21 protein-coding genes and 1 pseudogene are annotated in these 21,802 nt (G+C 50.4%); 18 read left to right on the top strand and 4 right to left on the bottom strand.

The features are described 5' to 3' along the window. Positions 1-83: 83 nt before the first annotated feature. Positions 84-476 carry a hypothetical protein gene (locus tag L336_RS00405; protein WP_128817244.1) on the bottom strand — a complete coding sequence of 131 codons (393 nt, stop codon included), beginning with the start codon at positions 474-476 and terminating at the stop codon, positions 84-86. Positions 477-708: 232 nt separating this feature from the next. On the opposite strand from L336_RS00405, the gene gatC reads away from it, so the two are divergent. The 9 genes from gatC to dnaE all read left to right on the top strand — a co-directional run bounded on the left by gatC (position 709) and on the right by dnaE (position 9,885). After that, positions 709-999: an Asp-tRNA(Asn)/Glu-tRNA(Gln) amidotransferase subunit GatC gene (gene gatC / locus L336_RS00400; RefSeq protein ID WP_015641238.1), complete on the top strand. Its 291-nt coding sequence runs from the start codon at positions 709-711 to the stop codon at positions 997-999. A gap of 2 nt (positions 1,000-1,001) precedes the next feature. Beyond that, positions 1,002-2,405 carry an Asp-tRNA(Asn)/Glu-tRNA(Gln) amidotransferase subunit GatA gene (gene gatA / locus L336_RS00395; protein WP_015641237.1) on the top strand — a complete coding sequence of 468 codons (1,404 nt, stop codon included), beginning with the start codon at positions 1,002-1,004 and terminating at the stop codon, positions 2,403-2,405. Further along, a complete protein-coding gene (locus L336_RS00390; protein WP_015641236.1) occupies positions 2,402-2,827 on the top strand; it encodes a hypothetical protein in 426 nt (141 codons plus the stop codon). The genes gatA and L336_RS00390 overlap by 4 nt, the downstream gene beginning before the upstream one ends. A gap of 1 nt (position 2,828) precedes the next feature. Next, complete coding sequence (gene gatB, locus L336_RS00385) at positions 2,829-4,286, top strand: Asp-tRNA(Asn)/Glu-tRNA(Gln) amidotransferase subunit GatB (protein WP_015641235.1); 1,458 nt, start codon at positions 2,829-2,831, stop codon at positions 4,284-4,286. A gap of 24 nt (positions 4,287-4,310) precedes the next feature. Then, positions 4,311-5,204 (top strand): UTP--glucose-1-phosphate uridylyltransferase, encoded by an 894-nt coding sequence (locus L336_RS00380; RefSeq protein WP_015641234.1) that lies wholly within the window; start codon positions 4,311-4,313, stop codon positions 5,202-5,204. A gap of 104 nt (positions 5,205-5,308) precedes the next feature. Further along, positions 5,309-5,551 (top strand): hypothetical protein, encoded by a 243-nt coding sequence (locus L336_RS00375; RefSeq protein WP_015641233.1) that lies wholly within the window; start codon positions 5,309-5,311, stop codon positions 5,549-5,551. A 10-nt stretch (positions 5,552-5,561) separates the two neighbouring features. Further along, positions 5,562-5,879, top strand: a complete 318-nt coding sequence (locus L336_RS05425) for a YtxH domain-containing protein (protein ID WP_015641232.1) — start codon at positions 5,562-5,564, stop codon at positions 5,877-5,879. 2 nt (positions 5,880-5,881) lie between these two features. Then, positions 5,882-6,157 carry a DUF5665 domain-containing protein gene (locus L336_RS00365; protein WP_015641231.1) on the top strand — a complete coding sequence of 92 codons (276 nt, stop codon included), beginning with the start codon at positions 5,882-5,884 and terminating at the stop codon, positions 6,155-6,157. A 41-nt stretch (positions 6,158-6,198) separates the two neighbouring features. After that, a complete protein-coding gene (dnaE, locus tag L336_RS00360; RefSeq protein WP_015641230.1) occupies positions 6,199-9,885 on the top strand; it encodes a DNA polymerase III subunit alpha in 3,687 nt (1,228 codons plus the stop codon). On the opposite strand, the gene L336_RS00355 is transcribed toward dnaE, so the two are convergent. Next, positions 9,851-10,381 (bottom strand): TrmH family RNA methyltransferase, encoded by a 531-nt coding sequence (locus tag L336_RS00355; RefSeq protein ID WP_041191095.1) that lies wholly within the window; start codon positions 10,379-10,381, stop codon positions 9,851-9,853. The two genes, dnaE and L336_RS00355, sit on opposite strands and share 35 nt — an antisense overlap. Positions 10,382-10,425: 44 nt before the next feature. Between L336_RS00355 and L336_RS00350 the strand changes: the two genes are divergently transcribed. Both L336_RS00350 and L336_RS00345 read left to right on the top strand, forming a co-directional pair. Beyond that, positions 10,426-12,048 (top strand): GspE/PulE family protein, encoded by a 1,623-nt coding sequence (locus L336_RS00350; RefSeq protein WP_160142747.1) that lies wholly within the window; start codon positions 10,426-10,428, stop codon positions 12,046-12,048. A 33-nt stretch (positions 12,049-12,081) separates the two neighbouring features. Next, complete coding sequence (locus tag L336_RS00345) at positions 12,082-13,218, top strand: FHA domain-containing protein (RefSeq protein ID WP_015641227.1); 1,137 nt, start codon at positions 12,082-12,084, stop codon at positions 13,216-13,218. A 125-nt stretch (positions 13,219-13,343) separates the two neighbouring features. On the opposite strand, the gene L336_RS00340 is transcribed toward L336_RS00345, so the two are convergent. Further along, the gene (locus tag L336_RS00340) at positions 13,344-14,477 is read right to left on the bottom strand and encodes an NAD(P)-dependent malic enzyme (protein ID WP_015641226.1); all 1,134 of its coding nucleotides are present in this window, start codon (positions 14,475-14,477) and stop codon (positions 13,344-13,346) included. 113 nt (positions 14,478-14,590) lie between these two features. Here L336_RS00340 and L336_RS00335 point away from each other — a divergent pair, with 113 nt between their 5' ends. From L336_RS00335 to L336_RS05420, 5 genes are all read left to right on the top strand, one after another. Beyond that, positions 14,591-15,073, top strand: coding sequence for a nuclear transport factor 2 family protein (locus tag L336_RS00335; RefSeq protein WP_015641225.1), 483 nt, complete (start codon positions 14,591-14,593; stop codon positions 15,071-15,073). Between the two features lie 6 nt (positions 15,074-15,079). Beyond that, positions 15,080-15,577: a hypothetical protein gene (locus L336_RS00330; protein WP_015641224.1), complete on the top strand. Its 498-nt coding sequence runs from the start codon at positions 15,080-15,082 to the stop codon at positions 15,575-15,577. Positions 15,578-15,800: 223 nt separating this feature from the next. Next, positions 15,801-16,004, top strand: a complete 204-nt coding sequence (locus L336_RS00325; RefSeq protein WP_041191093.1) for a hypothetical protein — start codon at positions 15,801-15,803, stop codon at positions 16,002-16,004. A gap of 174 nt (positions 16,005-16,178) precedes the next feature. Continuing rightward, entirely contained in the window at positions 16,179-16,703 is a 525-nt protein-coding gene (rplS, locus tag L336_RS00320; protein ID WP_015641222.1) for a 50S ribosomal protein L19, read from the top strand. Positions 16,704-16,858: 155 nt separating this feature from the next. Beyond that, entirely contained in the window at positions 16,859-17,800 is a 942-nt protein-coding gene (locus tag L336_RS05420; RefSeq protein ID WP_237738783.1) for a ribonuclease HII, read from the top strand. Here the strand turns inward: L336_RS05420 and L336_RS00310 are convergent. Further along, positions 17,786-20,308: a M1 family metallopeptidase gene (locus L336_RS00310; protein ID WP_015641220.1), complete on the bottom strand. Its 2,523-nt coding sequence runs from the start codon at positions 20,306-20,308 to the stop codon at positions 17,786-17,788. The two genes, L336_RS05420 and L336_RS00310, sit on opposite strands and share 15 nt — an antisense overlap. An 81-nt stretch (positions 20,309-20,389) precedes the next feature. Here L336_RS00310 and L336_RS00305 point away from each other — a divergent pair. Both L336_RS00305 and L336_RS00300 read left to right on the top strand, forming a co-directional pair. Then, positions 20,390-21,034, top strand: a pseudogene (locus tag L336_RS00305) (HNH endonuclease family protein); the annotation flags it as partial. 17 nt (positions 21,035-21,051) lie between these two features. Beyond that, positions 21,052-21,726 (top strand): queuosine precursor transporter, encoded by a 675-nt coding sequence (locus L336_RS00300; protein ID WP_015641218.1) that lies wholly within the window; start codon positions 21,052-21,054, stop codon positions 21,724-21,726. The last annotated feature ends 76 nt before the right edge of the window (positions 21,727-21,802 follow it).

Here is a 21,802-nt window from a genome sequence, read left to right as displayed (position 1 = left end):
GGGAGCTGAGAGATAACAAGCTAGGAATTGCCGGTGCGGGCTGGTGGGACAAGGTCCCGCCAGCCCGCACGCGTTGCCGACGGTCAGCCGAAGTTGGCGCAGGCCTCCGGGTGCTGCGTGGCCGACTCCTTGAGCTCGAGCAAGTTGGGGAACGAACTGAAGAAGGGGATGCGCCAGCCCTTGTAGACGACGTCGTAGGTCGTCTTGGGCTTCACCTTCGCGTAGGCGTCCGCCGTGTCGTAGCGGACCGTCCCGAGCAGGGAGTCCGCCATGACGAACGTCCCCTCGGCGGCGTAGATCCGGTACTCACCGGAGTTCTTGACCGCGACCCGCTCCTTGTTGCAGACCGTGATGGTCGTCGTGTGGGTGGTGTTCGCCGCCACCATGTACCAGATGACGGCGATGAGCCCGACGATGACGAGCAGCGCCGCACCGGTGCGGCCACGGTTACGACGGCCGATACGAGTGAAGTTCATGATATGGGCTCCACTTCTGCGTCGGTACTGAGCTTCCCGAATCGCACTCATCCATCAAGTATGTTTGATGAGTCGGTGCGATTCAGGAATGAAGGCGTATTCCTAGCTTGTTAAAGTTGCTGTCAACGAAAGGATGTATTCCTAAGACATTGATCTTATTATAACACACATGATTTATTTAGTCAATCCTTTGCTTTTCAAAACAACGATAGATGCGCTATAATACGTACAAATGAGCACTATCACCACCGACGACGTGCGGCATCTCGCACAGTTAAGTAACTTGCAACTCAGCGATGACGAACTAGCGGCACTCCAGGTCGATCTGGAGAATATTCTCAACTATGTCCACCAGCTCAGTGAGCTCGATACGTCGAATGTCGAACCAACCTACCAAGTATCGGGACTCGAAAATGTATGGCGCGATGATGTCGTGCGTCAAGGTGCTGCTGACCGCGAGGCGCTGCTGGCGCTTGCTCCTGAGCAAGCCGATCATAGTGTGAAAGTGCCGCAGGTATTGTAGTCATGAAGATAACTGACCGAGTTGCGCGTATTGTAAATGGTGACACAACCGCCCGCCAAGAAGTTGAGACAGCTCTCGCTAAGGCAAAGGAAGCCAAAGGTTATCATGCGCTTCTCAGCCTGACGGCTGATCGTGCTCTCAAACGAGCAGATGAGATAGATACACGTATCGCTAGCGGTGAATCTGTCGGTCCACTCGCGGGTGTACCATTTGTCGTCAAAGACAACTATCTTGCGTTTGGCGCACCGACGACCGCTGCTGTAAAGATACTCGAGAACTTCCAGGCTCCGCTCCAGGCAACGGTTGTCGACAAACTTGAGGCGGCGGGTGCCATCTGTATCGGCAAGAGTAACCTCGACGCTTTCGCTCATGGCGCTTCGACCGAAAACTCTGCCTACGGCGTGACAAAAAATGCCGTCGATCAGACAAAAGTTGCTGGTGGTAGTTCGGGCGGATCGGCAGTAGTGACCGCACTCGATATCGTACCATTTGCCCTCGGTAGTGATACGGGTGGCTCTATCCGGCAGCCTGCAAGCTTCAACGGCGTATATGGTTACAAGCCAACCTATGGTACCAGTAGCCGCTATGGAGTAGTAGCGATGGCGAGTAGCACGGATACCATGGGATGTTTCGCGAAATGCGCTGAGGATGTGGCGCTCGTGACAAGCATTATGGCTGGCCGCGACGAAAAGGACATGACGACACTACCTGATTTCTTTGAGCCGACAACGTTTGTACAGCCGAAGCTACGTATTGGTCTTGTCAAAGATGCGATGTCAGATGATGTCGATCAAGAGGTTCGCGGTTGTACGCTCGAATATGTCGAGCGTCTGCGTGCGGCGGGACATGTCGTCGAGGAAGTCGAGATGCCACTCCTCAAATACACCCTCGCTATGTACTACATCATCATTCCAGCAGAGGTGAGTAGCAATCTCGCGCGGTTTGACGGGATACGCTACGGGTACCGTGCGCACGACGTAAAAACACTGGCAGAACTCTACGGACGTTCGCGCGATGAAGGATTTGTTACTGAAAACAAGCGCCGTATCATGATCGGTAGCTACGTGTTGAGCAGCGGCTTCTTTGATGCCTACTATTTGCAGGCGCAAAAAGCTAGGACGTTGTTGATCCAAGCATTCGATACATTGTTTTCTCAGTATGATTTCCTGATTTTGCCGACAGCACCGACACCCGCATTTGGTATCGGCGAAAACACAGACGACCCCGTAAAAATGTATCTAGCCGATGTCATGACCGTCCCGGCAAGTCTTGCTGGCTTGCCAGCACTGAGCGTGCCGGCCGGCGTCTCAAAAGCCGGCTTGCCAATCGGGATACAACTTATCGGACCGGCCAAGAGCGATGCAGCGATGCTGGCACTTGCTGGAAGTATGGAGGCCAAAGAATGACTCAAAATCCCGCTAGTTTCTTTCTCCTTGTGAGCGTTTTGATTGTTGCCATTATTTTGGTCGTCTACCTGACGATGTCGAGACGGGGCGTCCCGAGCCTCGACTCGCAGAAGTACCAAACGAAATGGCTTGAGATCGAGAATAGCTTGAGCCGAGAAAACCCGCAAAGTTACCCAATGGCGATACTCAATGCAGATAAATTGCTGGATCTCGCGCTCAAAGAGCGACATATTAAGGGCGAGACAATGGGCGAACGAATGAAATCTGCTCAAAACATCTGGACAAATGCCAATCACGTCTGGGGTGCACACAAGATTCGCAACCAACTGGCTCATGAAACGGACGTGCATGTTACGCCCGATATAGCCCTGCGCTCGCTCAGCGCCTACAAACAAGCCTTGAAAGATTTGGGAGCTATCTAAGATGAGTAGTGACACCCTTGATACCTATGAGATGACCATCGGCATCGAATGCCACGTACAGTTGGCGACGGCGACAAAGCTGTTTAGCCCCGCCGATAACGATGCGCGGGAGGCAGAACCAAATAGCAAAGTTCACCCGATCGACTATGGGTTACCTGGTATGCTACCAGTTCTCAACCGACACGCAGTTGATCTCGCAATTCGGGCTGGCAAGGCGTTGAATGCTGAGATTGCCCGCGTTAGTCGGTTTGACCGCAAACATTATTTTTACCCAGATTTGCCCAGTGGCTACCAGATCACGCAGATGTATCAACCTACCATCCTCGCTGGCTACGTCGATACGGTGCTTGAAGACGGTACCCCAGTACATGTGCGCATTCACCACGCACATATCGAATCCGATGCGGGCAAGTTGACGCACTACTCCGGCTATAGTTTGGTTGATCTCAACCGTGCAGGCACGCCGTTGATCGAAATTGTCTCTGAGCCAGATATGCACAGTCCGGCAGAGGCGCGAGCCTATGTGACTGAGCTCCACCGTTTGATGACATATTCTGGTGTCAGTCATGGTGATCTCTATCACGGCAATATGCGCTTCGATGTCAATATTTCCGTCGCGCCCAAAGGGGCAAAAGAGCTTGGCAAGCGAGCAGAAGTAAAAAACCTCAATAGTTTCCGCAGTGTTGAACGAGCAGCTCAGTATGAATTTGAACGTCAAGTCGCCTTGCTCAAAAAAGGTGAACGCGTGGTCCAGGAAACGAGAGGGTGGAATGATGACAAGGGCATCACCACTAGCCAACGGAGCAAAGAAGATGCGCAGGATTATCGCTATATGCCCGATCCCGATATTCCGCCAATTATAGTATCCGACGAAGAAATCGAGCAGATTCAAGCTGACATGCCGATGCTTCCTCATGAGCTTCGCCATATCCTCAGTGAAGCAGGACTTGATCATGCGATGATTGAGACGGCACTTGGTATTTGTGACGCTTCTGTCCGATCATTTATCGCAGAGCTTGCCACAAATCTGAGTGGTGAACAGCGTCGCCGTATATTAAATTGGCTGATTATCGATGTTCAGGGTAGGGTAAGTGCCGGCATGGATACGTGGAACAACAAACACTTGCAGCAGAAACATCTGGTAGATCTTGCGCAAATGGCGATAGACGATACGGTAAGTAGTAACGGAGCGGTCTCGATACTTTTCGAAATGTTGGCGTCTGGAGATGCGCCATTGATGATCGCAGAGCAGAAGAATCTACTGCAGGTAAGCGATGAGTCTGCTATTGCCGAGATTGTTGATGACGTGTTGGCTGATCCAGCTTCAAAGCAATCCCTCGATGATATCAAGGCCGGCAAGGACAAAGCGATCGGCTATCTTGTTGGCCAGGTCATGAAACGGTCTCAGGGCAAAGCCAATCCCGCTCTGGCGCAAAAACTTATCCGACAAAAATTGTAATACAGATAAAGAAAAGGGGGAATCATGCAGCGACCAACAAAAGCTATCATCACTGACGCAGGCTATGCAAGCCGCTACCTCCCAATCACTAAGACAATTCCTAAGGCAATGCTGCCATTTGGAAACAAACCGATCATTCAAATGGCTGTCGAGGAATGTGCTGAAGCAGGGATCAGGGAAATTATCATCGTCGCTACCCCAGAGGGAAAACCCATTTATGAGGATTATTTTGGCAACGCAGTCAATCATATTCGCAAACAATTGGTAGCACAAGGCAAAGTTGAGCGCTACAACTCAACGGTACTTCAGGTGCTCGATTTACCAAAGATCCGCGTTATTGTGCAAGACCCTGCGTTGCCCTATGGTAATGGTTCGCCGATTGCAAGTGCACGCGATTACTTTGGTGAGGATGAGGCATTCATCGTGCTCTATAGCGACGACGTTGTCTTTGGATCGTCTGATGCAAAATCGTTGATTGACGCCTACGAAAAACATCCCGACGCAAAAGCCATCATCATGGCACAGGAAGTAGACCCATCGGCCGTCGACAAATACGGTATCGTATCACTAAAAGACGGTGATAAGCTTGACTATATCGTCGAGAAGCCGCCGGTTGACAAAGCCCCGTCGACACTCGTTTCGTATGGTCGCTATTTGGTCACGACAGAAATATTTGACCATCTCAAACCCGGCAACGAAGGGCTTGACGATGAGCTGTGGACGGTCGATGCCATCACGGCAATGGTATCACGGGGTGATATCTATGTCGTAAAGACAGAAGGTCAATGGGTGACAACGGGTGATCCAAAAAATTATTTCCTCGCTCATCTCAAATACGTTCTCGATAACGAAGATTATGCCGAGGATGTTCGGCGGGCTATTCCGGAAGTAATTGAGACTGATCGTATCGCAAATTAGTCGTTAAAGTGAAGATTTTCACAGTATAGCCCGCGTGTGAGAGTATACTAAGAGTAGTGCTTCAGTAAATGAAGCAAATAGCATAAAAAGGAGTGTCATCAACTATGGAATGGGCACAAGTGCTTGTCATCATACTATCAGTGTTCCTGGCGCTGTTTCTGGTACTGGCAATCGTTCTGACCTTACTTCTCATAAAGGTTACGAAGCAAATACGATCGATTACCACTACTGCCGAGAAGGCTACGCTGAAATTTGCCGGTGCCGCTGAGTCGGCGGCCAAATTTGCTGCGCCAGCAGCGATCGCAAAAATGATGGCAAACTTTATCAAAAAAACTAAGGATAAATAAAGGAGGAACTATGTCAAAAGGAAAATTTGCACTCGGAGCAATATTTGGAGCACTGGCAGGAGTTGTCGCGGGTGTATTGACAGCTCCAAAATCTGGCAAAGAAACCAGAGCTGATCTAAAAGTCAAAGCAGATGAGCTTAAAAGTCAGGCTGCTAAAAAAGCCGATGAAGTAAAGTCGAAAAGCGAAAAAGTCTATAATGACACTCGAAAGCAAGTTGATACCGCAGTGGCCGAAGGCAAAAAAACCGTTGCTGATTATCGCGAGCGAGCTGAGCGAGCAGTCGATGCCGCAAAGGGCGAGTTCAAAAAAGACGACTCTACAAAGTAGTAATGGCTGAAAAAAAGCAACCAAAGCAACCACGAGCCGCGGATGAGCGTGACGCCAGACAGGCGGTGATTGAAGATTTGTTCAACGATTTCAATCGCAATCGCTTCAGTGTTTACAAAATCAATTTCATTCGCGGTGTCTTCTTTGGCTTTGGTAGTTTTCTTGGGGCGACGCTGCTTGTCGCTCTGTTTGTATCGATTTTGACACTTCTCTCGGGTTGGGTACCACCGATTGGCGACTTTCTCGATAAAATTGTTCGTCTTTTGACTCAAAAATAGTTCCGACTAGAGACTCGGTCGCGTATACTAGTGAGAGAACTATGGGGAGAGCCAAGACAACAGAAACAGCACCGACTACTTCGCTGCAGCCGAGCGATTTTGTTCATTTGCACAATCATAGTCACTACTCGCTTCTCGATGGGCTGACAAAAATTAACGAACTTGTCATCAAGGTCAAGGCATTTGGTATGCAGGCTGCTGCCGTGACCGATCACGGCACAATGAGCGGTATCCTCGAGTTTTATAAAGCGGCAAATGGTGAAAACATACAGCCTATCCTTGGTATCGAAGCCTATATTGCGGCGCGGACTAGGTTTGATCGAGATCCCTCAAAGGATAAATTGCGGTATCATCTCACAATCCTTGCGATGAACAACCAGGGCTATCACAACCTCATGGTAATGGCGAGCAAAGCTGAGCTTGAAGGCAAATACTACAAGCCGCGCATGGATCATGAATTGCTACAAGAGTATGGCGATGGTCTCATCATTCTGAGCGGTTGTGCAAGTGGTGAATTGGGTGAAGCGCTCAAAAATAACGACTATAAAGCGGCGAAAGAGACAGCCTCCTGGTATAAATCTGTTTTTGGTGATCGGTATTACCTCGAGCTGCAAGATCACGGCCACCCTGATGCTCCTGGGCACTGGAGTGTACAGACCACGATCAATGATGGCCTACGAAAGTTGAGTGAAGAGCTCGATATCCCTATGGTTGTAACATGCGATGGACATTATCTTGAGCATAATGATCGAGAAGCACATGAAATCCTCCTCTGTGTTGGCACCGGGTCGTTCCTTTCAGACGCCAATCGCATGAGCCTCAAGGAGTTTGAGCTTCATCTCACCGACCCGCGCGATATTATTGCTCGTTGGGGAGAAAGCGACCCAGAAATCATACGAAATACTCGCAGGATAGCCGATCGCTGCTCAGTCGAGCTTGAGCTCGGCAAAATATTGATCCCAAAGTATCCCACGCCAAAAGGTGAAACAGAACACAGTTATCTAAAGAAGCTTGTATACCAGGGATTAGCGGTCCGCTATACCGCGCTATCTGCCGAGGAGGCGGCCAAGCTATCTCCCGAAAAAATTACCTCAAACTTATCTGACGTTGTTCGTGATCGCGCTAAAATGGAAATGGACGTCATGGAAAAAATGGGCTATGAAGGCTATTTCTTGATCGTCCAAGACTTTATCAACTGGGGAAAAAATCGAGGTATCGTGTTTGGTCCGGGACGTGGCTCAGCGGCTGGGTCGATTGTGGCCTATGCGCTTAATATTACTGATCTTGACCCACTGAAGTACGATCTGCTTTTTGAGCGATTTCTCAACCCTGACCGTATCAGTATGCCGGATATTGATATTGACATTCAGGATACACGCCGAGACGAAGTAATCCGATACTGTTCCGAAAAGTATGGTGAGGGTCGGGTCGCCAACATCGTCACCTTCGGTAAAATGGCAGCTCGTGCAGCGGTTCGCGATGTAGCCCGCGTTTTGCAGGTGCCCTATGCAGAGAGCGATCGTCTGGCAAAACTCATTCCACCGCCAAACCAGGGACGGCATATACCGCTCAGGGTGAGTATTGTCGAGGATCATGATCTGAAGCATGAATACGAGACAAATCCGATTGCAAAACAAGTCTTTGATTTTGCTGTTCGTCTCGAAGGTACCATCCGGAGCCATGGCGTCCATGCTGCGGGCGTGGTCATTGCACCTGATGATATTGTGCGCTATGTGCCGGTTGAGATGGCACAAAAAGGCGTGGTTGCTACGCAGTATCCAATGGGCCCCGTCGAGGAACTAGGACTCCTCAAGATGGACTTTCTTGGGCTGTCAAACCTTACCATTATCAACAATGCAATGCGTATCATCCGTAAAGTATATAAAAATGACATAGATCTCTCAACGTTACCCATGGATGATCCAAAGACGTTTGAATTATTGCAACAAGGAGCAACCACGGGGGTATTTCAGCTCGAGTCGGCAGGCATGAAGCGCTACCTGCGGGAGCTAAAACCAACGGAATTCGAAGATATCATCGCGATGTGTGCTTTGTATCGACCTGGTCCTTTGGGGGCGGGACTGACCGATAGTTTCGTCAAACGCAAAAACGGACTCGAAAAGGTTACCTACGAACACGAGCTCACGAAGAATGCTCTCTCAAGTACGTACGGCGTGATCGTCTACCAAGAGCAAGTGATGCAGATGAGCAAAGAGATGTCAGGGTTTACGGGCGGTGAGGCAGATACGCTTCGAAAAGGAATTGGCAAGAAGATTCCTGAAGTCCTAAAGAAAATGGGATCGCAGTTTATCGATGGTGCTGTAAACAATGGTGTCCCAAAGGCGACGGTCGAAAAAATCTGGCACGATATCCTTGGCTTTGCTGACTATGCCTTTAACAAGTCTCATTCGGCATGCTACGGTTTGATTGCGTATTGGACCGCCTATCTCAAGGCACACTATCCTGATGCGTTTATGGCGGCATTGATGACGAGCGACCAGGGTGATATCGATCGGTTAGCGATTGAAATTACCGAGTGCAAACACATGGGGCTAACGGTTCTCAACCCTGACGTCAATGAATCCTACCTTGAGTTTGCTATCGTGCCGGACAAACAGCAGATACGATTTGGTATGGCCGCGGTTAAGGGAGTGGGCGCTGCTGCCGTCGAGGAGATTATTCGCGCAAGGGATGCGGATGGCAAATTTACCTCAGTAGAAGATTTTGCCAAGCGTGTCAGTACCAGTAAAGTCAACAAAAAAACGTGGGAGGCGCTCATAAAATCTGGTGCATTTGACTCCCTTGGCGATCGATCAGACTTGTTATTCAACCTAGAAACACTTTTGGGCTTCGCAAGCAAGCTGCAGAAAGAAGCGCTCAGCGGTCAAACCGATCTCTTTGGCGATTTGGGGGCAAGCAGCGAGTTATTACCCTCAGTTGAGCTACTTCCTTCACCGGCAAAATATACCTCGAAAGAACAACTCATGTGGGAGCGAGAGCTGCTCGGTCTTTACATTAGTGCCCATCCGCTCGATAATTTTGATGCATTTTTTGAGGAACAAACGATCCCGCTCCACAATATCTCACCAAAAATTGATGGTCAGTCAGTTACCGTCGGTGGACTCGTGACAACGCTCAGGACAATTATCACAAAAGCAGGGACTAAGATGGCATTTGCAGGCATAGAGGACAAATCGAGTGAATGTGAGGTCATCATTTTTCCAAATCTGTACGAGCAACTGGGAGACAAGCTGCATCAAGACGTGGTCGTCAAGATCACGGGCAGAGTAAGTGCTCGTGATAGAGAAGGTGGTATAGGTGACGAGGCAAAATTGATCGCGGAGACAATTGATATTGTGAGCGATCGGGAACTTGCCCAGTATGAATCGACAGGTCGCAAGATGGATGCGCCAAAGACTGCCGTGGTATCGCGGCGCAAAAAAGCTGTCGCTTCTTCACCGAAGTCAGTTCCCGCTCAAGCCGCCATACCGGTACCTCCGTCTCTCGTCACAAAACTATTTGTTCATGTCAAAAATCCAGACGATCACGACGCGCTGCTGTCTCTCAAGAAAGCTTGCAATACGTATCCGGGACAGCAAGAGATCATTATGGTACTCGGTAAAGATAAATCGTCGGCGATACGACTGCCCTTTAAAGTTGATGCGGAGAGTGACCTTGTAGCGCAGCTTTCATCTATTTTTGGGAGTGAATGTATCGCGACGAAGTAGTGAGTGCATAGAGCGCGATGCCGGTCGCGACACTGACATTAAACGATTCTTTTTTGCCACTCATAGGAATCTCGATACTATCTTGACAGCGGGCCAGAAGTTCGTCTGGTATGCCGTACACTTCTTCGCCGAGGAGTAGCGCTATTTTTTGGGGTGGGCGAAAGGTCGGTAACGCGATACTTTTCGGTGTTTGCTCGAGTGCAATGACGGGCAGTTTTTCGTACTGTTCGTTCTGGTCAAACCACATAGAGATATCTGGGACATACTCAAAGGGGACCAATACTTCCGCACCAAGCGCGGTTTTATGGATTTGAGTAGTGATCTTCTCTCTAATGTGCGGCAATCTTGTGTCGTTTTTGACTAGAGGGTAGGGAGTGTAGCCGCTGAGGATAATTTTTTTGACGCCAAATCCTTCGCAGGTGCGGAAAATAGCTCCAACATTGTGGGTACTGCGAATGTTGTGGGCAACAACGGTTATTTCAGGCATTACTCTCATTTTACCACTATAAAAACCATGAGCAGTTTGCTACACTAATGGATATGGACGAAGTGGAAATACAGCAAAAACGTCGTCAACAGGATGAAGAGTCGACACAGCAACGATCGGCTATCCTCGGCATGTCCTATCTGGACACGCGTCCGTTTGAGGCTGATCTTCCGCTTGTAACCGATGTGCTATCGGTCGATGAAATGTATAAAGGGCATATCGTGCCACTCATCAAAGGCGGTGACGAAAGAGCCTTTGAGTTTGGGGCCACGACGCAGACACCACAGTCCCTCATCCAACAGATGCGTAAAGACTATGCCGATGAGGGTAAAATTATCCAGATATCGCTGATTAGCCTTAGTGCCTATCGTCAGTTTATGCTCCGTTTTGATCCGCCCAAAAAAGCCGTATATGATGACATCTCCATCGCAAAAGAAGGCGATAGCGACACGATCTCTTCTGTCAGCAAGACGCTCAATTCGGTCAGTAGTGAGGACGTCTTTAATTACCTGATTACCCAGGCAGATCGTCTTGGTGCGAGCGATATTCACATCGAAAACGGTCGGACGGATATTCGTATCAGAATGCGCGTTGATGGTGCGCTTCACCCGGTTGCCCATCTCGACCGCGATCGCTATCGGGTGATTATGGGCGAACTTGCTAGCCGTGCTGGTATCTCGACTGCCGCAGCGGAGTCGCAGTCTGGCCATATGCAGCGCGAGATCACCGCTGGTGGCGCCACACACTTACTCAATCTTCGTGTCGAAACGGTTCCCACCATGTATGGTCAAGATGCGGTGCTTCGCTTGTTCAACTTCGATGAATCTCTCCTCAACCTCGATTTGCTTGGTATCCCTCCAAAGCAGCGCGAACAAATAGATGATATCATTAGCCATCCACGCGGACTTGTCTTGATGGTCGGTCCGACAGGAAGCGGAAAGTCGACGACTCTGTATAGTATGCTCAACGCGCTCAATACTCCCGATCGAAAACTCATCACGCTCGAAGACCCCATCGAGTATGGGCTCTCTGGTATCTCCCAGATCCCTATCAATACCACGGGCGGACAACAGTTTGCTGACGGGTTGCGCAGCGTGCTGCGTCTCGACCCTGATGTGGTGATGGTGGGCGAGATTCGTGATCAAGATACAGCCCGGACTGCGATACAGGCATCAATTACTGGTCACCTCGTGCTCAGTAGCTTTCATGCCAACTCTACAAGCACGGCATTTAGCCGAATCATCGACATGATCGGCGTGAACCCCATCTTTAGTTCGGCGATTCGCCTGGTTATCGCGCAGCGTCTGGTCCGTCGACTGGTGGATGAGACAAAGCAAGCCTACGAACCCGACGAGGCGACACGCAGCTACGTCAAACGAGTGCTTGAGGGAATCCCAGAGGATACTGAGCACCCCGATCTTGACACGTTTTCGCTCTGGCGTCCCGTAGCGAGTGATGATGCACCGTTTGGTTACAAAGGACGTATCGTCATCATGGAGCAACTTATCGTTGATGAGGAGATCCAGCGGTTCATTCGCGGTGATGTCGAGGATGTGCACCCAGAGGCTATCGAGACTGCCGCACGCAAGCACGGCATGTTGACGCTCGAACAAGCAGGAGTACTGGCGGCGCTCAGAGGCGAAACAACACTCGATGAGATTGCTCGCGTAATATAGACTATTATACCACTATATGGTATAATAGTATTAATGAATAGTTACCGACCCGATACAGATGGTATCGGTTTAAGAGGCAGGATACTGTCATCCACCGAAGCTCACCTATCCCTAGATCCGCCGATCCCTGCTGGCATCGACCGTATTGATGGTGATCCTTTTGTGGCAGTTCAGCTAACCCTTGGTCGCACCGCGCTCTGGGTACCAACCCTGGGGGTCGAAACTGATGCAGGTCGTGTCATCGAAGCGGTATTACGCTGTGAAGGATCAGAAGATCAGGTTGTTTTACCTGAAGGTATAGAGTACCAGATTGGTCGAGAGTGGCTGGGTTATCAGTTTCACATTCCACTCGATCAGCTTTCGACTGTGTCACGGAGTCATCTTCATCTAGGACGTCGGGGCAATATGCTCATTGCGCGTGATCTTTCCTCGCTCAATGGCACCACTGCCGAGGGATTTCGCCTTGATACTCCTGAGCGATCGAGCCACATCTGCATCGGCTACGCTGAAGACTTGCAAATGCACGGCGATGACCGATCTGTCGTTGACGATCACAGAGGTATATATGGCGTCATGGATGGTGTGAGTACTTCGGATGGTGCGTACGCCTCGTCTCTGGTAGCCGAAATGGTTGCACGTGCACCCTTTTGCCAAGGCATTTCACTCCGCCAGGCGGAGCAAGAGCTTGCTTCGGTGCTTGATTATACGAGCGCAGTACTCGTCAATAGAGGTATCAAATCTGAAACAACCGCAATAGTAGCGCGCTGTCTTCCTGTAGATGTCCGAGGGAACACCCCTGTTGCTTGGGCATCAATCGGTGATTCGCGGCTCTATACCTTTGATACACAGACTCGTGAGCTTACTCAGATCACTATTGATGAAGGCTTTGGCAGATTCGTGACAAACATCATAGGTGGTGTAAACGATATAACTCGACGACCTCACCGAGTTGAGCAGACAGGAAACTTGTTGCTGCGACCTCATCAGATCGGCATTTTAGTTTCAGATGGTATCACGGGCGATTATGGCACGGATATTATGACAAATGACGAGATGATCAGACATCTCACGAGTTGCAGTCACCCTGCCGAGATACCGCACGCCCTTATCACCGCAGCGCGCAAGCACGATGACCGGACCTGTGTTGTTGTAGCGCCAAACATCAAGTAGTCTCAAGTCTCATACTCTCTCACTCCACACAACCGGCCCGCCGCTAACTAAATCAGCCTTCGCTCTTGGCGGGCCTTGGCCCATCAGGGCCAACTGTCTGTCGGAGGAGGGGTTTGAGACTCAGGTTAAGTAATGACGGCAGCGATCGTTGGCACAAGCCGCTCATCAAAGACGCTGGGAATAACTGTATCGGGGGTAGGTGTTTCTACCAATCCGGCGATAGCTTTAGCAGCGGCGAGTTTATGTTCGTCAGTAATCTTTTTGATGCCGTGATCAAGTGCACCCCGAAAGATACCGGGGAAGGCAATGGCATTGTTGACTTGGTTGGGAAAATCACTTCGGCCGGTTGCTATCACGGCGACGCCAGCTACTTTTGCTTCGTCGGGCATAATTTCAGGTGTTGGATTAGCTAGTGCGAAGACGATGGGGTTAGGTGCCATGAGTGAGACGAGATCAGATGTCAGGAGGCCGCCCTTACTGACGCCGATGAAGATATCGGCTTCCTTGAGCGCATCGCTGAGTGAGCCGTGAGCCGAACGGTCGACATACCCGAGAAGGGCCTTTTTTTCATCGTTGAGATCATTGCGATAGTCGCCGATAGTACCCTTGCTGTCGATTGCTACAATCTGTCGGCAACCATAGCGGTGTAAGAGCTTAATGATGGCTGTGCCAGCTGCACCTGCTCCGATAGTAACTATCTTTGAATCCACGAGTGAACGATGAGTGACGGTTGCTGCGTTGATAAGTCCGGCGAGTGTCACCACCGCTGTACCATGTTGGTCATCATGAAAGACGGGGATGTCGAGAGCAGCTTTGAGTCGCTCCTCGACCTCAAAACACTTTGGCGCGGCGATATCCTCGAGGTTGATGGCGCCAAAACTGGGCGCAATGGCTTTGACAGTAGCGACGATTTCATCGGCTGTGTGCACGTCGAGCACGATCGGTACGCTATCGATGTCGGCAAAGCGCTTAAACAGCAGGGCTTTGCCTTCCATGACGGGCATGGCTGCTTTGGGACCGAGGTCCCCGAGGCCGAGGATGGCAGATCCATCAGAAATCACAGCGACGAGATTGTTTGTCCAGGTATAGGTGGAAAGTGACGAGGGGTCAGCGGCTATCGCCTGACTAACTGCTCCTACGCCAGGGCTGTAATACGCACTGAGCTTTGCACGATCAAGCTCGCTCGTATCGCGGAGCTGAGTGGTAATTTTGCCGCCATAGCGCGCATGGAGATCGAGAGCGAGTTGGTTGTAATCCATCTTTCAAGTATAGAACATGCGCGTAAATACTGTCGATAATTGAGTTTTCTAAGCTAGGGTGCTATAATCACCAGCAGCGACAAATAAACAAAAAAAGGAACTAGATTATTTACATGAAAACACCAACAACACACTTAAAAAATAACTATGCTTCAGGCAAAGTTCCTCGTTGGCTCGTAGTACTTATCAGCGTGATTTTTGGACTATTGATTGTGGGAGGAGTGATATTTATTGTCGTCATGAATATGACAGATTCCCCAAAGAAGGTAAGTGACGAGTTTGTCAACGATGTACAGTCGGCAAACACCGAGGCAGCCTATGCGTTAACGAGCGAGGGCTTCCGAGGTGCGACATCGAGAGATGATCTCGATGCAGTTATCAAACGGGTCTCTCCCGCATTACAAGGAGACGAGAAGGTGACTGCACGTGCGGTAGAAACCACCGCAGGTTCTTCGCAAAAGGCGATCATCGTCTATACGGTCGATACATCATCGGGTACGAAGTACATCCGTGTCATCCTCGAAAAAAACGGTGATAATTGGCGCGTGATGAATTTTCGCTCGAGCAACAGCTCATTAGAAGCAAAGATAGAGTAATCTGCAATGCAGCCACTATCTCTCGAACAAATAATTTCAGCAATTAACCAACTAAATCTGCCAGAAAGACCATTCTCCTATTCCGTCCAGGGAAACAAGATTGTTGCCGAATGGAAATATCTCGACGCTATTTGGGCGGCTCCACTTGCCGCCAACAATGTCGAAAAGACATTTAAGCTTGTAGTGATGCTCGATGAACTGACGCATACGTACACTTCTCAGGACACGCAGACAAGTAAATCTAGTGGTTTTTCGCTTCTCACAAACGGTACCATATCATTTGGAGGCGAAATGGGAGGATTCAAAGGCCATAAGATAGGTAAAGAAATGGGATTTGGCCTTGGGCATGCGAAACAACCGCAGAGTAGTGTATCGATCGGTGGAATGACTTACTCGTATAGTTTCGATACGAGCGAGATCAAGAAGCCACTCTTTGAACTACTTGAGAAATCAGGCTGGACGAAAAAAAAGAATGGGTTTCTCGGCGGATTATTTGGCCGTTAGGAGACCTGGCGGAGTACAAGATGCTTGCAAATTAATGCATAATGTGCTATAATGTATTTGTTCGTTGTGAGATAACCTCACACGATCTTTGACAAGGAGAGAGTATGTGCTGAGGGGCAATGATAGGCTAACGAGTTGGACTATCGTTGCCACTCAGCACTCGTCGGGACGTTCCGGCTGTGGTGTTTGCCCATCGTGGGCAGAGTGAGATTAGGAGCTATCCATGTTCGAGCGCACCACCGTCGTGGTCGTCCTGCGTCCCGGCCAGTTTGTCGTCAACCTCGACGGGACGGCCTTCGTCGAGCCGACGGTCTACGGGGTCTGGGTCGAGGAGACCCTCGTCCCCGACGAGATCCTCGACCGGCCGAGCCCGTTCGACCCGGTGTCGTCGCCCTTCGGGGCGTGGCCGGCCCTCATGGGTCGGTAGGCCCTGACTCGGCCGCACGGTGCAGGGAGCTCTCGAAAGAGGACTCCCTGCACCACCACCGCTCTCTCCTTGTCCCCGCCCTACCGATTGAGGCGTCTAGCCTCTTTTAAAATGTCCAGAAGTATGCTATAGTTGATAGTCGAATTGTAATACTAAATGATAAGCGAGTAGAAGATGAGTTTTTCCCTAATCCAAAAAGTCAACGACGAGCAAAAGAAAAAGCAAGTCGTCGATGCCCGCAGCGGTGATACCGTGCGTGTGCACCAAAAAATCAAAGAAGGCGGCAAAGAGCGTATCCAGGTGTTTGAAGGCGTCGTCATCCGTACCGACAACAAGAGTCAGCATACGAGCCGCATCACCGTTCGCAAGGTAGCAAGCGGCGTCGGTGTCGAAAAGAGTTTTCTCCTGCACAGCCCGCTTGTCGAAAAAGTCGAGATTGTTCGCCGCAGCAAAGTTCGCCGCAACTTCCTGAGCTACCTCCGCCAGCGCAGCGGTAAGGGTGCACGTTTGACAGCGGTCCAGTTTGACCGCGAAGCAGTAAACGCCGTCAAAAACGATCATGCCGAAGAGGAAGAAGCGCGTATCAAGGAGCAAAAAGCCGTAGAGGCTGCCGAGCGTCAGGCGGCAAAAGATGTAGAGGCTGCCGAGCTTGCTGCCAAGGCAGCTGAAGTCGAAGCACGTCACGCTGAAAATGACTAAATAATTAGAGCTATATACTAAAGAACTCTCGGTCAAAACCCGAGAGTTCTTTGCATGGAGAGATACCGCTTTCCTATGATAATGACCCGTGTCTGGAGGCATCTGTCAAAATATCACTAAAAGTCAAATATGAGGAATACGCTATACTTATGTGCATGATACTTGGCATCGATGAAGTCGGACGTGGTCCCTGGGCAGGACCACTGGTGGTTGGTGCGGTGGTGCTTGGTGGCACTGAGATAGAGGGACTAGCTGATAGCAAACAGTTGACCAAGAAACAACGAGAAGCGCTAGCGCCGATTATCATCGAGCAGGCTGCAGCAGTAGCGCTGGGATGGGTCACGGCGACAGAGCTCGACAACATCGGCCTCAGCCAGGCGCTTGTACTAGCGACCAGGCGGGCTGTCGAGCAAATCACGGTACCGTACCACGAAATCATCATCGACGGCACTGTTAATTTCCTCGCTGGAACAAAAAAGGGTCAGTATGTGACCGTCCTGCCAAAAGCCGACAAATTGGTGCCGAGTGTCTCGGCTGCTTCGATCGTTGCAAAGGTGGCACGCGATCGCTACATGGCCGATCAAGATAGCGTCTACCCTGGGTATGGATTCGGTCGTCATGCTGGCTATGGCGTCGCGGCACATCGAGCGGCCATAGACAAGCTCGGGGTAACTCCGCTGCATCGGTTGAGCTTTGCGCCACTCGCGGCCTATCGATTCGACGCTCCCAAAGAAAGGCGCGAGAAAAGCCTACCGGCTACCACCACTCGCTCAATTGGCCAGGCGAGTGAGGCTGTGGCGGCTGAGTATCTACAATCACTCGGTCATACCATCGTGGCACGGAATTGGCGTACGAAATGGTGCGAAATTGATATCATTAGCAAGCAGGCAAATACGCTGCACTTTACAGAGGTGAAACATCGCAAAAATGATACAGCGGGAGACGGAATTGCTGCGATTACAAAGCGGAAGCAGCGTCAAATGGCCTTTGCTGCAGAGGTGTATGCCGCTCATCACCCGGGACATGATCTGCGGCTAGGAGTTATTTCTACCACCGGCACACCACCCGCTGTCGTCACATACTTAGAGTTGCGCTAGTCTCGCGATGACGGCTGGTCCATCTTTTTCGATCAGCTCAACGCGGGCAGTGAGATCAACAATACCCATATCGATGGCCCGTGTCAGCGAAGGGTCATCGCGCATCGGGGTAAAGAATGCTGTAAACTCATCGAGTTGTGACGCTGTCATGAGGCACATTGCGGCGTACTTCGGGAATGAGTCATAGCTTTTTTCGCTAAAGTACATCTCGCCGATCCACGGCCATTCGCGTCTCATCCAGTCCCACACCTCTTGGCGGCTAAAGCGGTTTCTTAGGAGCGATACAAACCACGAGACGGTGTCTTGGAGACGGATCACCTTTGTATCTTTGAGGAGGCCGATCAAACGCAGTAGTGTATCGTGATCACGCGATGAGGTGAGGGCGCCGCAGATATCGTGTTGCAACTCGGGATTGATGGTTGCGCTATAGTCCTGGATGAGTGCATCGATATCGTCCGGGCGATGATCGTGACGAACAACAGTCGAGATGATTAGGCCGCGTAGTTCGGGATCAAGCTGGTCGATTGACGAGGAGCGATACTGACGAATGGCCTCGGCTATGACCTCAGTATCCTCGCTATAGAGCATACAGCTGATAATGGTCGTGCGAAGTTTGGTGCGTGTGAGTGATTCATCCGGTTTCTTTTGCCATCCGAGCTGTTCATACTGCTGACGTGCGAGTCGTCCGACAAACGTCCGTAACTGATGCTCTGCAGCCTCATTCGTGTCGACAAACTTTTTTAACTCACCGATAGCTACGGCCATCATATCCCAGACGTATTCATCGTCTTCATTGACATAGGCTTCGAGGAGGTCAATCAATGTGTCGCTCGAGAGCAGACCACCCCGTACAAGCAGGGTTTGCTCGTGAAGCAGTTGGGCCCGACCTAAGACTGATAGGTTACCACTCCTCACGTCAGACAACAATTTATCAAATAACCCCTTGTCGTAGTGAGTAATGAAGTGAGCGCTATCATCCTGGTTGAGCCGTAGAGACGTATCCGAGTAGGGTATTGTGAGTGATGGTTCGCTCAGTGTGTGAGGAATCGACTCATTCTGGGCGCCAAGCGGGATTGGCCACAGGCGAGTTGAGGCCTGGTGTGGGCCAATAAAAAACTGTCGCTGGGTGAGGGTTAATTCACCGTCTGCCAGAGAGGCCGAGACAACCGGATACCCTGGCTGGCTAATCCATGTGTGCATGAAGCCAACGACATCCTTGCCACTGGTTTCGGCAAGTGCGTTCCATAGGTCGTCTCCCGTCGTATTGGCGTATTGATGCCTGGAAAAATAGAGTTTAAGTCCACTGCGGAATGCCTCCTCACCAACGTACGCATGGAGCATGCGCATCAAGCGGCCACCCTTTGCATAGACGATCGCTCCGTCAAAGATAGACTGAATCTCGCTCGGATGATTGACATCGATCTGGACTGACTGGACACCATCGATACTGTCGCGCCGTAGCGCGAGGACGTTTTCGTAGGTGGAACAATCCAGCCACATCTGCCATTCGGGGTAGAGATGATCAAGTGCGATGTACTCCATCACATTAGCAAAACTCTCGTTGAGCCAGAGGTCATTCCACCACTTCATCGTCACGAGGTTGCCAAACCATTGGTGGCTAATCTCATGAGCAATTGTCTTGGCGATCATCTGCTTTGATTCGACGCTAGTCATGCTGGGATCAGCGAGCAAGTAATCTTGACGATAGGTGACTAGTCCCCAGTTTTCCATGGCGGCTGCACCACCTCCAAAATCTGGGAGGGCGAGGTGGTCACTTTTTGGAAGCGGGTAGGGCACACCGAAGTAGTCATCATAAAAATCAATACATTTGATTGCTTGTTCAAGGGGGTATTCAAGCGCGGTAGCCGGTTGAGTCGGCACTGCCCATATATTGACCTCAACGCCAGTCGTCGAGAGACGGCTGAGCTTGTGAAACTCTCCGACGGCGATAGCGAGTAGGTAGCTACTCATACGCGGAGAGGGTTCGAAGTATGTTGTGGTCACCTCATTGCTATGTTCGTAATGCGTAGCCGGCATATTACTAAGGACTGTTGATCCACGTGCGGTGGTGATATCGACCGTAAAGACAGCTTTGGCTTCTGGTTCATCGACGCAGGGCAGTACCTCACGGGCGTAGTGACTCTCAAGTTGGGTGGCAAATAACTCTTTCTCAACACCGTTTTCTTTATAGCGCGATACGTACATACCATGTGCGAGTTCGGTGATGGTAAAGTGGTACTCAATTTCGATGACATGCTTGCCCGGCGAGAGAGCAGAGCTGCCGATAGTGAGCTCATCGTCCTTACCGAAGGAGTGTGACGCTGGTTGGCCATCAAGCATTACATGGTCGATGGCCATATCCTTGGCATGAAGTGCGATAGTACCGTTGACTGAAGATCCTGAGATGACGACATGACCGTGGGCCTCATGGCTAGCTCGATCAAGTATCAATGAGAGATTATATGATTCCGGGACAAATTGAGAAATAAGGTGATTTACAGCTTGCATTCCTCTATTGTATCAGAGGATAATGGGCGCATGCCATATCGTCGACGAAGGGTACTCGGAGCATTGCTTATCGCATTTGCAATTGCTCTCTATATCAATCAAACTGGGCCGCAACCCCAGACTCCTCCATCGATCCCCTCATCGACGTCGGTGACTACCGGTGATCGGGCACAGGCGATGCTCGAGAAGTTACCGGTCAAAGGACGCGCGCCAAAAACTGACTACACCCGAACTCAGTTCGGCGATGGTTGGTCACTTATCGGCACCTGTGATATGCGCAATATTATCCTCCATCGTGATCTTTCAAATGCCGTGGTAAATGATTCTTGCAAAGTCACGAGTGGCATCCTCAATGATCCCTATACGGGTACGGTCATTGCGTTTGCGAGAGGCCCATCAACCAGTGATGACGTGCAGATTGATCACGTCGTTGCGCTCAGTAATGCCTGGCAAACCGGTGCACAACTCCTCAGCCTTGAAGAGCGTACTCAGCTCGCAAATGATCCACTTGAACTGCTAGCGGTCGATGGCGATGCCAATCAAGCCAAAGGTGATGGCGATGCCGCCACATGGTTACCGGCAAATAGGGCATTTCGGTGTCAGTATGTCGCACGGCAGATCGCCGTGAAGGCAAAGTACCATCTGTGGGTCACCGATGCCGAAAAATCTGCCATGCAGCGTGTGCTTGAGACATGTCCTGACCAGACAGTACCAGTAGTAACGGGTGGTGTATAATAGTCAGCATGTTTCTGTTTGCCAAAAAACATGTCCATGTCTATGAACTCTTATCGGGACTATTTGTGATGACGCTTATCGTCAGCAATATTGCCAGTGTCAAGATGGTGCATGCTGGACCACTAGTATTTGATGCGGGAACCATACTGTTTCCGCTGGCGTATATCGTGGGTGATATCGTGACAGAGGTATATGGATATCGCAAGATGCGGTCACTCCTCTACGTAGGCATCATGACGCTTCTCTTGACTAGTGTAACCTTTTGGTTAGTCGGTATGCTGCCGGCAGATGTAAGCTGGACAAATCAATCATCGTATGATGCCATCCTGGGAGTAGTATGGCGGATCGTTGCAGCTAGTATCGCCGCGATATTTATCGGTGAATTGATCAATAGCTACGTCCTCGTAACGCTCAAGATTAAGACAAAGGGCAAGCGTCTCTGGGCGCGTCTTGTTGGCAGTTCTGGTGTCGGTAGTCTCGTTGATACCACAGTCTTTTCGCTCCTCGCGTTCGGCGGCACGATGCCGGCCGATACGATGGTTCAGCTTATCGCCACCGTCTTTTGTATCAAGATAGTCACCGAAATAGCGGTGTCACCACTCACCATGCGTGTCATTCACTACATCAAGAAGCACGAAAAACTCGATAGCTTCGAAGCACCGGCACGCTACTTGGTTGACTAATTCATCAGCGTATCACCACCTCCCCCGACAGACAGTTGGCCCTGATGGGCCAAGGCCCGCCAAGGCGAAAGCTAGT

Source organism: Candidatus Saccharimonas aalborgensis, assembly GCF_000392435.1.
GTDB lineage: Bacteria > Patescibacteriota > Saccharimonadia > Saccharimonadales > Saccharimonadaceae > Saccharimonas > Saccharimonas aalborgensis.
The sequence above is the reverse complement of the archived record's forward strand: the minus strand, read 5'-3'. Positions and strand labels throughout refer to the sequence as shown.

Excerpts from the sequence above, each read along its gene's own strand:
- L336_RS00340 (WP_015641226.1), bottom strand. The coding sequence starts at position 14,477 with ATGGATTACAACCAACTCGCTCTCGATCTCCATGCGCGCTATGGCGGC.
- L336_RS00365 (WP_015641231.1), top strand. The coding sequence starts at position 5,882 with ATGGCTGAAAAAAAGCAACCAAAGCAACCACGAGCCGCGGATGAGCGT.
- L336_RS05420 (WP_237738783.1), top strand. The coding sequence starts at position 16,859 with ATGATACTTGGCATCGATGAAGTCGGACGTGGTCCCTGGGCAGGACCA.
- rplS (WP_015641222.1), top strand. The coding sequence starts at position 16,179 with ATGAGTTTTTCCCTAATCCAAAAAGTCAACGACGAGCAAAAGAAAAAG.
- L336_RS00335 (WP_015641225.1), top strand. The coding sequence starts at position 14,591 with ATGAAAACACCAACAACACACTTAAAAAATAACTATGCTTCAGGCAAA.
- L336_RS00300 (WP_015641218.1), top strand. The coding sequence starts at position 21,052 with ATGTTTCTGTTTGCCAAAAAACATGTCCATGTCTATGAACTCTTATCG.
- L336_RS00390 (WP_015641236.1), top strand. The coding sequence starts at position 2,402 with ATGACTCAAAATCCCGCTAGTTTCTTTCTCCTTGTGAGCGTTTTGATT.
- gatC (WP_015641238.1), top strand. The coding sequence starts at position 709 with ATGAGCACTATCACCACCGACGACGTGCGGCATCTCGCACAGTTAAGT.
- dnaE (WP_015641230.1), top strand. The coding sequence starts at position 6,199 with ATGGGGAGAGCCAAGACAACAGAAACAGCACCGACTACTTCGCTGCAG.
- L336_RS00405 (WP_128817244.1), bottom strand. The coding sequence starts at position 476 with ATGAACTTCACTCGTATCGGCCGTCGTAACCGTGGCCGCACCGGTGCG.
- L336_RS00330 (WP_015641224.1), top strand. The coding sequence starts at position 15,080 with ATGCAGCCACTATCTCTCGAACAAATAATTTCAGCAATTAACCAACTA.
- L336_RS00380 (WP_015641234.1), top strand. The coding sequence starts at position 4,311 with ATGCAGCGACCAACAAAAGCTATCATCACTGACGCAGGCTATGCAAGC.
- gatA (WP_015641237.1), top strand. The coding sequence starts at position 1,002 with ATGAAGATAACTGACCGAGTTGCGCGTATTGTAAATGGTGACACAACC.
- L336_RS00345 (WP_015641227.1), top strand. The coding sequence starts at position 12,082 with ATGAATAGTTACCGACCCGATACAGATGGTATCGGTTTAAGAGGCAGG.
- L336_RS00325 (WP_041191093.1), top strand. The coding sequence starts at position 15,801 with ATGTTCGAGCGCACCACCGTCGTGGTCGTCCTGCGTCCCGGCCAGTTT.
- L336_RS00375 (WP_015641233.1), top strand. The coding sequence starts at position 5,309 with ATGGAATGGGCACAAGTGCTTGTCATCATACTATCAGTGTTCCTGGCG.
- L336_RS05425 (WP_015641232.1), top strand. The coding sequence starts at position 5,562 with ATGTCAAAAGGAAAATTTGCACTCGGAGCAATATTTGGAGCACTGGCA.
- L336_RS00355 (WP_041191095.1), bottom strand. The coding sequence starts at position 10,381 with ATGAGAGTAATGCCTGAAATAACCGTTGTTGCCCACAACATTCGCAGT.
- gatB (WP_015641235.1), top strand. The coding sequence starts at position 2,829 with ATGAGTAGTGACACCCTTGATACCTATGAGATGACCATCGGCATCGAA.
- L336_RS00350 (WP_160142747.1), top strand. The coding sequence starts at position 10,426 with ATGGACGAAGTGGAAATACAGCAAAAACGTCGTCAACAGGATGAAGAG.
- L336_RS00310 (WP_015641220.1), bottom strand. The coding sequence starts at position 20,308 with ATGCAAGCTGTAAATCACCTTATTTCTCAATTTGTCCCGGAATCATAT.